At 67.7% G+C, this 15,168-nt stretch carries 12 protein-coding genes and 1 tRNA gene; 4 read left to right on the top strand and 9 right to left on the bottom strand.

The window, feature by feature from the left end; translation table 11 throughout:
* Window positions 1-69 precede the first annotated feature (69 nt).
* The 4 genes from ID804_RS09435 to ID804_RS09450 all read right to left on the bottom strand — a co-directional run bounded on the left by ID804_RS09435 (window position 70) and on the right by ID804_RS09450 (window position 6,457).
* On the bottom strand, window positions 70-5,571 hold the full coding sequence (locus tag ID804_RS09435) for a DUF3320 domain-containing protein (protein ID WP_169079167.1): 5,502 nt from the start codon (window positions 5,569-5,571) through the stop codon (window positions 70-72).
* A 159-nt stretch (window positions 5,572-5,730) separates the two neighbouring features.
* Window positions 5,731-5,931, bottom strand: coding sequence for a type I restriction enzyme endonuclease domain-containing protein (locus tag ID804_RS09440; protein WP_169079165.1), 201 nt, complete (start codon window positions 5,929-5,931; stop codon window positions 5,731-5,733).
* Window positions 5,925-6,068 carry a hypothetical protein gene (locus ID804_RS09445; RefSeq protein ID WP_169079163.1) on the bottom strand — a complete coding sequence of 48 codons (144 nt, stop codon included), beginning with the start codon at window positions 6,066-6,068 and terminating at the stop codon, window positions 5,925-5,927. Before ID804_RS09445 ends, ID804_RS09440 begins: the two co-directional genes overlap by 7 nt.
* Before the next feature lie 298 nt (window positions 6,069-6,366).
* Window positions 6,367-6,457: transfer RNA gene (locus tag ID804_RS09450), tRNA-Ser, on the bottom strand.
* Between the two features lie 81 nt (window positions 6,458-6,538).
* Between ID804_RS09450 and ID804_RS09455 the strand changes: the two genes are divergently transcribed.
* Both ID804_RS09455 and radA read left to right on the top strand, forming a co-directional pair.
* Complete coding sequence (locus ID804_RS09455) at window positions 6,539-7,189, top strand: SGNH/GDSL hydrolase family protein (RefSeq protein ID WP_169079161.1); 651 nt, start codon at window positions 6,539-6,541, stop codon at window positions 7,187-7,189.
* A 25-nt stretch (window positions 7,190-7,214) separates the two neighbouring features.
* Complete coding sequence (gene radA / locus ID804_RS09460) at window positions 7,215-8,567, top strand: DNA repair protein RadA (protein WP_169079159.1); 1,353 nt, start codon at window positions 7,215-7,217, stop codon at window positions 8,565-8,567.
* Between the two features lie 30 nt (window positions 8,568-8,597).
* On the opposite strand, the gene ID804_RS09465 is transcribed toward radA, so the two are convergent.
* The 5 genes from ID804_RS09465 to ID804_RS09485 form a co-directional block, all read right to left on the bottom strand.
* Window positions 8,598-9,056 carry an SseB family protein gene (locus ID804_RS09465; RefSeq protein ID WP_223159071.1) on the bottom strand — a complete coding sequence of 153 codons (459 nt, stop codon included), beginning with the start codon at window positions 9,054-9,056 and terminating at the stop codon, window positions 8,598-8,600.
* A gap of 99 nt (window positions 9,057-9,155) precedes the next feature.
* Window positions 9,156-9,779, bottom strand: coding sequence for a hypothetical protein (locus ID804_RS09470; RefSeq protein ID WP_169079157.1), 624 nt, complete (start codon window positions 9,777-9,779; stop codon window positions 9,156-9,158).
* 85 nt (window positions 9,780-9,864) lie between these two features.
* Window positions 9,865-10,380 (bottom strand): amino-acid N-acetyltransferase, encoded by a 516-nt coding sequence (locus ID804_RS09475; RefSeq protein WP_169079155.1) that lies wholly within the window; start codon window positions 10,378-10,380, stop codon window positions 9,865-9,867.
* Between the two features lie 154 nt (window positions 10,381-10,534).
* Window positions 10,535-11,107: a fasciclin domain-containing protein gene (locus tag ID804_RS09480; RefSeq protein ID WP_169079153.1), complete on the bottom strand. Its 573-nt coding sequence runs from the start codon at window positions 11,105-11,107 to the stop codon at window positions 10,535-10,537.
* Between the two features lie 324 nt (window positions 11,108-11,431).
* Window positions 11,432-13,927 (bottom strand): ATP-dependent Clp protease ATP-binding subunit, encoded by a 2,496-nt coding sequence (locus ID804_RS09485; RefSeq protein ID WP_169079151.1) that lies wholly within the window; start codon window positions 13,925-13,927, stop codon window positions 11,432-11,434.
* 211 nt (window positions 13,928-14,138) lie between these two features.
* Here ID804_RS09485 and ID804_RS09490 point away from each other — a divergent pair, with 211 nt between their 5' ends.
* Entirely contained in the window at window positions 14,139-14,918 is a 780-nt protein-coding gene (locus tag ID804_RS09490) for a hypothetical protein (protein ID WP_169079149.1), read from the top strand.
* Window positions 14,918-15,157, top strand: coding sequence for a helix-turn-helix domain-containing protein (locus ID804_RS09495; RefSeq protein ID WP_169079147.1), 240 nt, complete (start codon window positions 14,918-14,920; stop codon window positions 15,155-15,157). The genes ID804_RS09490 and ID804_RS09495 overlap by 1 nt, the downstream gene beginning before the upstream one ends.
* Window positions 15,158-15,168: the final 11 nt, after the last annotated feature.

Genomic DNA, 15,168 nt, shown 5'->3' on the forward strand with positions numbered 1-15,168 from the left:
ACGGACTCCTTCCGAGCCGATCATCGTCTCAACTCAGGTATCCGGGAAACCGGGTCAGGCTCCCAGCGTTCAGGCGCCAGACCCGAGGACGAGCCCACCACCGCCTTCAACCAACAGTCCCTCATCGGTCATCTCAGCAATCAGTGATTCCAAACGGGCGCGGATATCTGGTCCCGTCCGACGCCACCCGAACACGCCCGCCACTGCGGTGACCACCTCCGCGCGACCGACACCTACCGCGTCAGCCACGAACAACACGACAGCACGTCGCATCTCCTCGTCCGGGACTTGAGCGACAGTGCGAATGCAACCCTCTACCGGTCGCCGAACAAGCACAGGCTGCTCTCGACTGCTCCTAACCCACTCGCCATCGAAGTCCACGTCGGCGAGCTCGGCCGCACGAAGCAGGGTTTGGCGGATCCTCGCGCCAATGCGGTCATACTGGCTGTTCTCGCGAATCCTCTGCGCGATCAGATCGATATGAACCGGGGCTTCTACGCGGGCCACCGCCTCTACGAAAGCTCCGAGCCAACGAGCATTGCGTATGTCCCCAAGCTCTTTTCCTCTTGGAATCCGTTCTACTCTCGCGGTCTTGTAGTCGACCACCCAATCCGGGTCAATATCAAGCCGGTGTTCTTCGAACTCGTATTCCACCGGGGCCTTACCTGCGAACTCGAAAGTCGCCGCTCGCGTATGAGAGGAGACGCGTCCCGACACCGGCCTAGTCGCCAAGCGGTCCAATAGCTCGCTCAGCCTCGCCTTCTCTCGTTCCGGATGCCGGTACCAGGCGGTCCCCCAGATGTGATGGATCTGCCATCCGAGACCTTCGAGGATCTGATGACGAATCCGATCTCGATCGCGAGCAGCCTTACTCGAGTGGTAGGCAGCTCCGTCGCACTCGACACCCAACATGAACGCGCCCGGTTGGGTCGGATGCCTCACACCAAGGTCGATGCGGTACCCGGCTACTCCCACCTGAGGTTGAACGTCAAATCCCTTGCCACGGATGAATGCCATGACAGCGTCCTCGAAGGGGGACTCGGTGTCGAGGCCGTCCGGTCCGAGCTCTAGTGCCAGAGCAGCCGGCCCTCGCTCGGCGAAGTCGAGATACCGGCGCAGGTGCCTGCCACCCTCGCTTCCGACATCACCGATATCGGAAGCGCTCATGGAGGACACGACTTCAACAAGTTGCTTCGCCCGTGTCACTGCGACGTTGAGTCGCCGCTCACCACCGCTTCTGCTGACCGGACCGAACGTCCGATAGATCTTCCCGTTCTCGTCGGGACCGTATCCAATAGAGAAGATGATGACGTCGCGTTCATCTCCCTGCACCGATTCCAGACTCTTGACGAAGAATCCGCTGCCACGCTCGTCGGTGAAGTGATCGTCGAGGTCGGGTCGCTCCGCACGCGCCAGTTCGACGGCGGCGTCAATGGCATCTCGCTGCGCAGTGGAAAAAGCGACGACCCCAAGAGATTTCCCGGGACGCGTAGAGAAATGGTGAATGACGCGCTCCGCCACGTGCCGAGCCTCGATTGGGTTGTCGCGTGCTGCGGAACGTCGGTACACGCCCGGGACCTTGAGGAAGTGGACACCCGCATCCTCGCTTTCGTCGACGGCTCCAGGAAAGGTGATGAGCCGCGACTGATAGAACGAGGCGTTCGAGTAAGCGATCAAGTGTTCGTGCCGGCTCCGATAGTGCCAGCGAAGCGATTGCGCCGTGAAGGCTCCGCACGACTTCATGAGATCGAGGATCGACTCGTAGTCGTGCGCCAAGTCCTCTGCATCTTCGTCGTCCGACTCCTCAGCAGTTGCCTCGAAGAAGGATGTTGGCGGAAGCTGCTTCTGATCGCCGGCGGTGATCACGGCCGATGCACGGTAGATGCAGTTGATTGAATCGGCTGGCATCACCTGACTTGCCTCATCGAAGATCACGACGTCGAACAGTTGCTCGGGCGGCAGGTATTGGCTAACCGCAAGCGGGCTCATCATGAAGCATGGATGCAAGGCCATGATTACGTCCCGGGACTGTGCGATTAGGTCCCGCACCGCAATGTGCCGTCGCTTCTTCTCGGCCTCCCGGCGAATCACGGCTGCCTGACCCAGCTGCGACTTGGGCCTGCGTGAAACGCCTGACGCAATAACCCGCGCGACTGCAGCTTGCGCAAGTTCAGCGTCAAGTCGGCGGAACTTTTCGACGAGGCCGTCCCGGGTGGCGCTGTCAGCGCCGACGAGTCGAGCGTCATTGCGCAATTGGTGGTCTAGCCATGAGCGGTAGACGCTTGCACGAAGGTACTGCTGGATGTCGCTCGCGGGGAATCGTTGCTGTCGGGCGTGAGTCACAGCGGGGCCGAGACCCAGTCGTTCGCAGTCCGAAGATGCCCGCTGAAGTTCAAACCAGTCGTCAACGTCTTCGAGACGATCGAGCATCAGGTCCACAAGTTCCCGTGCTGAGTCAAAGTCGTCGAGGTCCTCCTGCAACTCCTCTGCCCTGTCATCGTCGAAGGCGAGAAGGAAGGCCTGTCGCGCGTCCGCGTAGCGCCGGACAACCTCCTCAATGCCGGTGGCAGGCTGGCTGGACCTGAGCGCTTGTAGATGGTTGGAGGTCAGGCTCACCGATCCCGAGAGCTTCGCTGCCTCGAAGACACCACTGGCCCAGCGAACGCGGTGCCTGACCGCTTCCGCGTGAGAGGGATCAACGCCGAAGAGATCCGGCGTCTTCTTCGCGGCCTCGGCGAGCTCGATACGAGCGGCTTGAGCGGAAGCGTCCGCTTCATCGAACAGCGCACGCGCGACCGCCACATCCAAGTGCGATCTGAGAGAAGCGTTTGGACCAACTGTGAAGGATTGCGCGGACACGAACGCGAGCACATCGCTGAGAGACGAAAGCGCGTCGATTAGCTCTCGATCTGATGCATCGAACGCCACATTGCGGGGCTCGTCCCCCTCCGCGTCCCCGCCGGCGAGCCCGCGCCACTCGGCCAAAACCCTCTGCAAGGCCACCAATGACTCGCGACAGGAGTTCACGGCGGACTCGTTAGCGATGAGAATCTGTGTCGCGTCGGGCAAGTAGAACCCAGTGGCACTGGCGGCCTCTGCTGCTCTCAATGCCATCGCTAGTTTGTCCCAGTCGGTACCTCCGCCGGGACTGAAACCGGAGCCGAGGTGAGGCTTAGCCTGTTCCGCCGACTCAGCTCGTTGCCGGTGCGCGTCCACCCATGCCCGCGCCTGCGGAAGGGCATCTCGACTGACCTTCCATTTCGCCGGGGAGATTGTGGACAACAGTGCCCGCATGCGGCGATGGTCTGCACTGAACCGCTTTCCAATACCTCGTGTCAGCTCAACCAGGCGTTCCAGCTCGTCGATGTCCGTTAGAAGGGTCGCATCGGTGAACACCACTCGCGCGCGAGTCTCAGCCGACTCGAGGAACTTCTCATCCGCTTGGCATTGCGTCGCGAGAGCTCCCGCTCGGCTGCGTGCCTCCTGGTTGTAGATCCACTCGGTTCGCATGACCGTGGCCGAGTTGAGCAGCTCCCGGACTGCGGTGATCAGCTCGCCTAGAGCGGAGGTATTCGAGGGGGCTTTCGCGCCAACTGATGTCGCTAGAGCCTGCGCGAGACGCGTGATCTCACGGAGAAGCGTGAGCGAGCGTTCGGCGTGCGCCGAAGCGCCTTTCACGTCCGCCTCAGTCATATCCAGATTGAGCCAGGAGGACGTACTGGCGGATTCCCTAAGGGCCGCGATGCGGTCGGTGGGAAGTGTCTTCAGCTCCTGCCATTGCGGGCCACCTAACGATTCGATCGTCCTTCGACGTTCCTCACGCTGGGTTACTGCGCTCTCATAGACCCCGACGCGGTCGAGCAAGGCTGCGAAGTTGGGAACGTCGAGCCATGAGTCGTCGTGGTAGCCGGGCTCCGCGTGCCAGTGCGCGAGGAGCGCCTCGACTGCCGGCAAATCAGATATCCGACTCATATCGAAGCTGGAGCGGACAGACTTGGCCTGGATGAGGTGCGGCGCCATCTCATCGAGAAGCGCGCGCAGTTGATTGAGCGGAAACGCAAGAGCTCCTCCTTCTCGGAGCCCAAACCACGTGGCCGCATTCCCCTGGAGACTGAGCTCCCAAGTGCGCTCGACTCGGGGGGCGACCGTCTCGACCTCCGCCAAAGCAGCCGCGGACAGCTGCCCGACGTCACCGGCGAAACCGGGACCTACATGTTCAGAGTTGGCTTGCTCTAGCCAACCGAGCACCTGATGGAAGCTGGCGCCGAGCGGCTCGCGGAGTTCGTTTGCAGCCATTGCGTAGTCACTCAACGACCGCCGCGCTTCTCGGAGTTGCCCCAGGGCGATCTCGGACATTCCCGGGGGCGGGAGCGGGCGTGCGCTCAGCGCTTGCCCGAGTTTCGAGGCCACCTCTTTTCGTGCCGCCTTGCTGCTATGCAACTCGAACAGGAACGGCTCCAGTCCCCGCTCCGAGAGTCGATCCCTCACCACATCGAGGGCAACGGCCTTCTCGGACACGAAAAGCACCGATTTACCGGCCGCGATGAGGGCCGCGATCATGTTGGCGATCGTCTGGCTCTTTCCGGTGCCCGGAGGTCCGTCGAGGGTGAAACTGCGCCCCTCGACTGCAGCTTGGATCGCGGCACGCTGACTCGCGTCAGCATCGAGAACCAGTGGCGCGGTCTCGGGCGGGGAGACCGTATCGATTTCGTCCTCGCCATACGGCTCGAAGAGGAAGTTGCCCGACTCCGAGTCACCTCCCCCGGCCAAGGCTTGGATTAGGCCAGATTCTTCGATCCTGGCTTCGTTGTCCAAGAGGTCTCGGTACATCGCTTCCTTGGCGAACATGAACGCGCCAAGCGCTGAAAGCTCCGCGACCTCCCATCCGTCGGGGTACTCCACTTGCCGGAACAGGTCAAGTGCAGCCGCGATCCCGTCGTTCTCGATCTTCGCGAGCACGTCCTCCAATAAAGGCAGGTCAATTCCGTACTCTTCCGAGAGCCGCAGCGCCAATGCGGGGTTGATCGCCACGTCATCATCAGAGAACTCCACGTACATGCGCTCCCTTGGACCGGGAGCGGTTAGCTCAACCGGCAGGAGCAGCAAGGGGCTCCTCCGCTTGTCCCCCGAGTCTTCCAGCCAACGAAGTTCCCCCAGCGCGAGGTACAGCACCCGGAGTCCCTTATCCAGGAACTCTCGCTTGGCTATTCCCGCCAGGTTCCGCAGGCACTTATCCACCTCCCGTTGCGTCTTGTCCGCGAACAGGTGGTCTGGATAACTATCGAAGTCGAACTCGTGGATCTGGGAGAGGACGGCCTCCTCGAGGTTCTCGAGCGCGACTTCAGCTTCGTCGTCTCCTACCACTTTGGTCTTCTCGGGCGGCCGAGTTCCCTTGGTGAAGGTGGGAGCCGGTGAGTTGATTGTGGAGAAGACGGTCTCTGGATCGTGGCGCGTGAACTCGATGGTGGACGAGCGGGTCGGCCGATAGTTGATAAGGCGATTCCGGCTGCTCAGGTTGACGAGAGAGTCACGCCACTGCCCGATCGCCGAACGAACTCTTTCCTCACTCAATCTCGCACCCCATCGAAACGCCCTTCAAACTGCCGGAATATCTCAATCTAAGTGACGAACGGAAATCCTCACCTGCATGTGGTCTGGCAAGCCGTGTTCGACGATAAACCGCAAAGCTGTCGTCCTTACTCTCGATAGCCATCGGGTGAATCGATTCGGTCATGCGGCTGCAAGCACCTCAGCCTCGGCCAGCACCAGCCCAGTCGCGCCGTCAGCCTGGTCCGGCGGGTATCCGTACTCGCGAAGTAGCCGCTTGATCGTCGCCCGAGGCTTCGCGCGCACCTGCGCCTTGACCGCCCAGTCGGTCCTCGCGTCCCTCCGCTCAATCTCCACCAGTTCGTGGGCGATCGCCTTCAGCACTCGTCGCGGTTCCCGCGCCGGCTTTGCCGTGCCTCCTCGGTGGGAATATAGAGATCGGTGGCAGTGTCGCGGGACAGCGGGTCGAGCTTCAGGCGCTGCTGCTCGAACACATCGGAAACGTAATCGAGGAAGATCATCCTGAGGACGACCAGCTTGTCGTGGGCGGCATCCGTGCTCGAGTGCAACCGGTTCGCACACTCCCCGAGGGCGTCTTCGAGGCTCGCCCCCGCTGCCTTTTGACTTCGTTGTCACGCAGTACTCCCTATGAGGGCCGGCGCACGACGAGGTCCTTGCTGCAGCCCGGCCGCTACTCCACTTTAGTGACAGAAGCACAGCCCTCCGACACGCGACTCGCGCCTCGGTTGCTCAAGGCCTCTACGTCCCGCTCGAGACGCGGAAAGCCCCGAGTCACACAGACTCGGGGCTTTCGAACGATGGCGGTGACGGTGGGATTTGAACCCACGGTGGGCTCAACACCCACACAACTTTTCGAGAGTTGCACCTTCGGCCGCTCGGACACGTCACCGGGGAAGACTGTAGTACAGCGGCGCGGCCTGGTCGAATCCGCCAGGGTCGGTCGGGCATCCGCCACCGCTACGATGCGGCCATGTCGTGGAGCCTGCGCACCCCGTGGCTGCGGGCCCGGCAGGCGGCCTGGCGGCGCCGCGCCGACGAGGGCGGCGAGCTGCTGTACGTCGCGATCGGCGACTCCGCGGCGCAGGGCATCGGGGCGAGGATGCCCGCCGGCTACGTCAGCCGCCTCGCCGAACGCCTCGACCGCCTCAGCGGGCGCTCGGTGCGCACCGTGAACCTCTCGCGCTACGGCGCCCGGCTCGACGACGCGATCGCCGAGCAGCTGCCGCGGCTCGCCGCCCTCGAGCGCGAGCCCGACATGCTGACGGTCGCGATCGGCGCCAACGACATGCGCCGCTTCGACGCCGACGCCTTCGCGGCCTCATTCGACATGCTGCTCGCGGGCCTGCCGCGGCACGCGATCGTCGCCGACGTGCCGTGCTTCCACGTCGGGCCCCGCGAGCTGGATGCCGTGGTCGCCTCGCGCGTGATCGAGGCACGGGTGCGGGCGGCCGGCCTCGTCTTTGCACCACTCCACCGCGTCACCGAGGTGCGGCGGGGGTGGGGCTCGTTCCCCGAGTTCGCGTGGGACCAGTTCCACCCCTCCGCGCTGGGGTACCGCGTGTGGGAGTCGGCGTTCGCGGGCGCCGTGAACCGGCGGGCGAAGCAGCTGCGCCACCGATGACGGTGGTGGCGCCTATCCTGGCCGCATGGCCCGCCCGACCACAACCTTCCGCTGCTCCGAGTGCGGGTGGCAGACCGCTAAGTGGGTCGGCCGCTGCGGCGAGTGCCAGCAGTGGGGCACGGTCGTCGAGGCCGGCCCGCAGCCGGTGACGCGGCGCACGACGTCGAGCCGCGTCGCCGGGTCGCGCGTCGCGCGGCCCATCACCGAGATCATCGCGCGCGGCGAGACGCACCGACCGACCGGCATCGCCGAGTTCGACCGCGTGCTCGGCGGTGGAATCGTGCAGGGCGCCGCGATCCTGCTCTCCGGCGAGCCCGGCGTCGGCAAGTCGACGCTGCTGCTCGAGGTCGCCGCGCGCGCGGCCCGCCGCGGGCAGCGGGTGCTCTACGTCTCCGCCGAGGAGTCGACGGCCCAGGTGCGGCTGCGCGCCGGCCGCACGGGCGCGCTCGTCGACGAGCTCTACCTGGCCTCCGAGACCGACCTCTCGGTGATCCTCGGCCAGATCGACGAGGTGCGGCCCGAACTCGTCATCGTCGACTCGGTGCAGACCGTGGCATCCCCCCTCATCGACGGCCTCGCCGGCGGCGTCTCGCAGGTGCGCGAGGTGGCGGCCACGCTCATCCGCGTCGCGAAAGAGCGCGACCTGCCCGTGCTCATCGTCGGCCACGTCACGAAAGACGGCACGATCGCCGGCCCCCGCCTGCTGGAGCACCTGGTGGATGTCGTGTGCCAGTTCGAGGGCGACCGCCAGACCGCGCTGCGCTTCGTGCGAGCCCACAAGAACCGCTTCGGGCCGACCGACGAGGTGGGGTGCTTCGAAATGACCGGCGACGGCATCGCCGAGGTCGCCGACCCGAGCGCGCTGTTCCGGTCGCACGCACCCGTGCCGGTGAGCGGCACGTGCGTCGCGATCGCCATGGAGGGTCGCCGCGCGATCCCCGTCGAGGTGCAGGCGCTCGTCGTCGCGTCGAGCGCCCCGCAGCCGCGTCGCGTCGTCAACGGCGTCGACGCCTCGCGCGTCGCCATGCTGCTCGCGGTGCTCGAGCGGCGCTGCGGGCTGCCGCTGTCGAGCTTCGACGTCTACGTCTCCACCGTCGGCGGCATCAGGCTTACCGAGCCGGGCGCCGACCTCGCGATCGCGCTCGCCATCGCGAGCGCCCGCCGCGAGAAGGCCCTCGACGGGCACCTCGCGGCGATCGGCGAGATCAGCCTCGCCGGCGAGATCCGCGCCGTCGCCTCCGCGAAGCAGCGCTCGGCCGAAGCGCAGCGGCTCGGGTACCGCACGCTCGTCGACGCTTCGGCGCTGCACGTGCGCGAAGCCGTGCGGCTCGCGTTCGGGAGCGCGAGCGACGAGAAGGTCGACGTCCCCGAGTTCTAGGGCCGCGCGGCCGCGGTGGCCGCCCGCGGGCTACTCGGCGGGCGCCTCGAGCTCGAGCGCGTCGAGCACCGTCTGCGGCTCGGCCTGCATCGCGTGCGGCCCGGCGACGTCGAACCACACCGCCTCAAGCACGCCGATGTTCTGCCGCAGGAAGTCGACGAGCGTCGCCCCGTCGTACGCGAGCACGCGGTGGTCGGTCTCGTTCGGCAACATCGCCACGTACGTCTCGGGGCTCGAGAACAGCAGCAGCATGTACTTCTCCGACTCGCCGCGGCGGAACACCCTCACCTGCGGCGGCCCCTCCACCGGCAGCAGCGGCACGATCACGTGATCGTTGCGCAGCGCGAAGGCGACGGCCGCGGCGTCCTGCCGTTCGAGGGCCGCGGCGAGACGCTGCTCCACGGGGAGGGTCGACTGCGGCAGCGGGCTCGCGGCCGCGGCGCGGCGCGCGGCCCCGCCCGGGCGGCTGGGGCGCTTCTTCTTCGGCATCGCCCTCCAGCCTACGCGCGGCGGGGGGCGGATGCCCGGCGCGGGCCGACCGGACGGGCTCGAGGGCGGGCGGCGCGAGCGCAGCATCCGCCGCCGGGCTCACTCGAGGATGAAGGGCTTCGCCTCCGAGGTGAACCCGCCGATCGTGACCGTCAGCCGGTAGGTCGCGCCGCCGCCGATCGCGGCCGTGCGCTCGCCCTCGCAGGCCCCGCCCGGCTCGGAGCGCACGCGCTGCCAGGCGAACGGCGTCGTCGACAGCGGCGTGCCGGGCTCAAGCGTGACCTCGGCGGGGGCGGGGTTCGTCTGGCAGTCCTTCGACGACCAGATGCGGTCGCTGCCGGAGGTAATGACGTACTCCTGTACGTCGGTGCCGACCGTCGCGATGCACGGCGTCGAGCCCGTGTTGGTGAGCGTCAGCGACAGCAGCGGCTGCTGCTCGGGCGGGTACGAGTCGGCGTCGGTGACGGCCGCGACCTGCACCTGCTCGGGCGTGCACGCGGTCGGGTCGGTCGGCGCGGCGGGCTCGTCGGCGGCGTCGCTCTCGGCGGTCGCCGACGGCGAGGGGTCCGGGTTCGTCGAGCTGGTCGGCTCGCCCCCGCCGGGGCGCACGATGATGAGCACGACGATGACGATGATCGCCAGCAGGCCGAGGCCGACGACGGCGCGGCGGCGCCAGTAGACCTGGGGCGGCAGAGGCCCCCGCGGCTCGCGCAGGCTCGACATGGGGCCAGGGTACGGCGGGGCGGGGGCGAATCCGGGGCGCGGGTGCGGCGTGTGGGCGGATCGCCGCCCCGACGGCACGACCGCGCTAGGCGAGCTGCTTGAGCATGCGGGTGTTGCCGAGAGTGTTCGGCTTCACGCGCGACAGGTCGAGGAACTCGGCGATGCCCTCGTCGGGCGAGCGCAGCAGCTCGCTGTAGACCTCCGGGTCGACGAGCAGCTGCTCGCCGATGGGCTCGAAGCCCGCCGCGGTGAAGAAGTCGACCTCGAAGGTGAGGCAGAACAGCCGACGCAGGCCGAGCGCGCGCGCAGCATCCTCGAGGGTCGCCAGGATGCTGCGGCCGACCCCCCTGCCCAGCCACGCGTCGGCGACGGCGAGCGTGCGCACCTCGCCGAGGTCCTCCCACAGCACGTGCAGGGCGCCGCAGCCGACGACGCGGTCGTCGTCGTCGACGGCGACGACGAACTCCTGCACCGACTCGAAGAGCACCACGAGCTCTTTGCCGAGCAGGATGCGCCGGTGCACGAGCGGCTCGACGAGCTGCTTGATCGCGCGCACGTCGGAGGTGCGGGCGGGCCGCACGCGGAAGCCGGGGGTGGTCACGCGATCAGCCTAGAGCCGGGCATCCGCGCCCGATGACGCGACCCGGCGGGCACGCGACCGCGCCGTGCGTCGACCGCACGGCACGGAGCCCCGGCCACCCGAAGGGCCGGGGCTCCGCTGCGGCGCGGTCCGTGTGCCGCGCCGGTGGCGACGATCAGGAACCGGGGACGAGCACGCGGTCGATCGTGTGGATCACGCCGTTCGAGGCCTTGATGTTCGAAGCCTGCGGCACGATCTTCGGGTCGGCGAGGGGGGCGCCGTCGCGCAGGTTGATGCCCTGCACGCCGAAGCTCGAGCCCTGCAGCGTGGCGACGCTGCCCGCCTTCGCGAGCTGCTGGCGCGACTGCTCGCCCGCCGACACGTGGTAGAGCAGCACGTCGACGACGTTGGGCAGGCCGGCAGCGGCCGCCAGCGCATCCTGCTCGGTCGCGGGGCGCGAGCCCGTGAGGTCGGTCACGAGGCGCATGAAGGCCTCGTCGTTGGGGGCGAACACCGTGAGGTCGGCGTTCGGGTCGGCCGTCGCGGCGGCGAGGCCGGTGGCGACGAGCGCGCCGACGAGGATGTCGTAGTCGCCGCCGTTGGTGTCGTAGGCGCCGACGCCGCCCGAGACGTTGACGGCGATGTCGGTGATGGTCGGGCCGGCGTGGTCGTCGGCGACGGCCGGGGAGGCGACGCTCGCGGCGAGGGCGATCGAGGCCAGCGAGGCGAGGGCGAGACGCTTCTTCATTGAGGTACCTCCAGAGTGGGCCGCGGGGGCGGCGAGGGGATCGGAGCGGGGCGCCGGCCGACGATGGCGTGGCCCCCGAACGAGGGTCGCGCGGGGCGGTCGCGGCAGACAAGGCGTCGCAGGGTTCGCGCGGCCGAGTCGCGGCTCGCATACGGCGCGCCTGCAGGTGCGACTCGGCGAGGTCGCGGCGGATCCGCGGCGCAGGGTGCATCCGGCGGCGGGGTTCCGCCGGTACGCGCGCGCGAGGATCCGGTAGACACGACGACGCCCCGCACCCGGCGAACCGGGGCGGGGCGTCGATCGTGCGGGTGACTGCCCGGGCGACTACTCGACCGGGGGCAGCTCGCCGGCGACGGCGGGGCCGGCCTCGACGGCCGCGAGCTCCTTGCGCGAGGTCGTGAAGGTGAACTCGCCGTCGACGAAGTCGACGTCGACGTGGTCGCCGCCGTTGAGGCGACCGTGCAGGATCTCCTCCGACAGGCGGTCTTCGATCTCGTGCTGCACCGCGCGGCGCAGCGGTCGAGCGCCGAGCGAGGGATCCCAGCCGAGCTTGATGAGCTGGGCCTTGGCCGCCTCACTGACGTCGATGGTGAGGTCGCGGTCGAGCATCCGGTCACGCAGCCGCTTGATGAAGAGGTCGACGATCTGCAGCAGCTCGTCCTGGCTGAGCTGCGGGAAGACGATCGTCTCGTCGACGCGGTTCAAGAACTCCGGCTTGAAGTGCTTCTTGAGCTCCTCCACGACCTTCGCGCGCATGGCGCTGTAGGTCGCCGCGGTGTTGCCCTCGATCGTGAAGCCGACCGGGCCGCCCGTGATGTCCTTCGTGCCGAGGTTGGTCGTCATGATGATGACCGTGTTCTTGAAGTCGACGACGCGGCCCTGACCGTCGGTCAGGCGGCCCTCCTCGAGCACCTGCAGCAGCGAGTTGAAGATGTCGGGGTGCGCCTTCTCGATCTCGTCGAAGAGCACGACGCTGAACGGCTTGCGCCGCACCTTCTCGGTCAGCTGGCCGCCCTCCTCGAAGCCGACAAAGCCGGGAGGGGCACCGAACAGTCGCGAGACGGTGTGCTTCTCGCCGTACTCCGACATGTCGAGCGCGATGAGCGCGCCCTCGTCGTCGAAGAGGAACTCGGCGAGCGCCTTCGCCAGCTCGGTCTTTCCGACACCCGTGGGGCCGGCGAAGATGAACGAGCCCGACGGGCGCTTCGGGTCCTTGAGGCCGGCACGCGTGCGGCGGATCGTCTTGGCGAGCACCGAGATCGCCTCCTCCTGGCCGATGACCCGCTCGTGCAGGGCCTTCTCCATGAAGATGAGGCGGCTCGACTCCTCCTCCGTGAGCTTGAACACGGGGATGCCCGTGGCCTGGGCCAGCACCTCGGCGATGACGCCCTCGTCGACGGTGCCGCCGACGCCGGCCTCGCCCGAGCGCCACTGCTTCTCGAGGCGCAGCCGCTCGCCGAGCAGCTTCTTCTCTTCATCGCGCAGGCTCGCGGCCTTCTCGAAGTCCTGATCCTCGATCGCGGCCTCCTTCTGCGCGCGGACGCCGGCGATCTTCTCGTCGAACTCGCGCAGCTCCGGCGGCGCCGACAGGATCGACAGGCGCAGGCGAGCGCCGGCCTCGTCGATCAGGTCGATGGCCTTGTCGGGCAGGAAGCGATCCTGCACGTAGCGGTCGGCGAGGTTCACGGCCGAGACGATCGCACCATCGGTGATCGAGACCTTGTGGAACGCCTCGTACTTGTCGCGAAGCCCCTTGAGGATGTTGATGGCGTGCGGCAGCGACGGCTCCTGCACCTGCACCGGCTGGAAGCGGCGCTCGAGCGCAGCATCCTTCTCGAAGTGCTTGCGGTACTCGTCGAGGGTGGTCGCACCGATCGTCTGCAGCTCGCCGCGGGCCAGCAGCGGCTTGAGGATGCTCGCCGCATCGATCGCGCCCTCGGCGGCACCCGCGCCCACGAGGGTGTGGATCTCGTCGATGAAGACGATGATGTCGCCGCGCGTGCGGATTTCCTTCGTGACCTTCTTCAGGCGCTCCTCGAAGTCACCGCGGTAGCGGCTGCCGGCGATGAGCGAGCCGAGGTCGAGCGAGTAGAGCTGCTTGTCCTTCAGCGTCTCGGGCACCTCGCCCTTGACGATCGCCTGCGCGAGGCCCTCGACGACGGCGGTCTTGCCGACGCCGGGCTCACCGATCAGCACGGGGTTGTTCTTGGAGCGGCGCGAAAGGATCTGCATGACCCGCTCGGCCTCCTTCTCGCGGCCGATGACGGGGTCGAGCTTGCCGTCGCGCGCGGCCTGCGTGAGATTGCGGCCGAACTGGTCGAGCACCTGCGAGCCCTTGTCGGCGCTGGGGGTGTCGCCGCCGACGGCGACGGCCTCCTTGCCCTGGTAGCCCGAGAGCAACTGGATGACCTGCTGGCGCACGCGATTGAGGTCGGCGCCGAGCTTCACGAGCACCTGGGCGGCGACGCCCTCGCCCTCGCGGATGAGGCCGAGGAGGATGTGCTCGGTGCCGATGTAGTTGTGACCGAGCTGCAGCGCCTCGCGCAGGCTGAGCTCGAGCACTTTCTTCGCGCGCGGCGTGAACGGGATGTGCCCGGTCGGCTGCTGCTGGCCCTGGCCGATGATGTCTTGCACCTGCTCGCGCACGGCGTCGAGCGAGATGCTGAGCGACTCGAGCGCCTTCGCGGCGACGCCCTCGCCCTCGTGGATGAGGCCGAGGAGGATGTGCTCGGTGCCGATGTAGTTGTGGTTGAGCATCTTGGCCTCTTCCTGGGCCAGGACGACCACCCGACGGGCACGGTCGGTGAAGCGTTCGAACATCGGATACCTCCTCAGGCGCCGGGAGCGCAGGCGGCCCCGGTTGGTATCGAGGGTAACCAGGGGATGCGGTCGAAACTGCCCCTGTTCGCCCTAGGCGTGCGGGATTCGGGGGCGAGCGTTCGCTCCGGCGAAATCGATGCTTGCTCGGGTCGGGGGCGAGCGCTATCTTATCGATATTCGTTATTCATGATTGTCGATAAGGAGCGCGCTCATGGGACTCGTGTGGTGGTCGATCATCGTCGTGGGCCTGGCCGCCCTCGTCGTGGGCGTGCTCGTCTGGGCGATGCGGCGCCCGGGGCGCCCAGGGGAAGCCGCGGAGGGCACCCTGCCCGCGAGGCTCGTGCTCGGGCTCGCCGTCATCGGAGCGGCCCTCAGCGCGATCGGCGCGATCGTCTCGGTGCTGCAGACCGCGCTCGCCGAAGAGGTCGCCGTGACGGTGCCGGTGCAGGGATTCCTGCCCCCCGTCGACGCGGAGGTCTTCGATGTCGTGGGGCCGACGGCGGATGCGCTGCCGTCGAGCCCCGGCTTCACCGAGGCCGCGCTCACCGTCGCCGGCCTCGACGGCTGGACCCGCGCGTGGCTCGCGCTCGGCCACGCCGTCAATGGCGCCGTGATCGTCGTGCTGCTGCTGCTCGTGGCCGGGCTCGCGCGCCGCGCCCTGCGCACCGAGCCCTTCGTGCAGCCGCTTGGCGGGCGGTTGGCGCTCGGCGGCGCGGCCCTCGCCATCGGGTCGTTCATCTGGCAGGCGGCGTACGGCGTCGCCGGATCGCTCGCGTCGACCCAGGTGTTCGCCGCCACCTCGTGGGCGAGCACGGCCGACGTCAGCATGCGCTACGAGGGCACGGGGCTGCAGGGCACCGGTCAGCCGACGCCGGCCTTCGCCTTCGAGATCGAGTTCTGGCCCATCGGAGTCGGCTTCGCGCTCATCGTCCTGGCCGGGCTGCTGCGGACCGCGGAGCGGCTGCAGCGCGACACCGCGGGGCTGGTGTGATGGCGCCAGCACCCGCGATCTCCGACGACGATGAGACGGGCATCCACTGCCGGCTCGACGAGCTGCTCGACGAACGCGGCATGACGCTCACCCGGCTGAGCGAGCTCGTCGGCGTGAGCCTCGTCAACCTGTCGGTGCTGAAGAACGACCGCGCTCGGGCGATCAGGTTCTCGACGCTGCGGGCGATCTGCGAGGCGCTCGAGTGCGAGGTCGGCGAGCTGCTCGTCGTCGAGCGCTGATCGCACCCCGC

The sequence above is a fragment of the Microcella alkalica genome, assembly GCF_014595885.1.
GTDB classification, from domain to species: Bacteria; Actinomycetota; Actinomycetes; order Actinomycetales; family Microbacteriaceae; genus Microcella; species Microcella alkaliphila_B.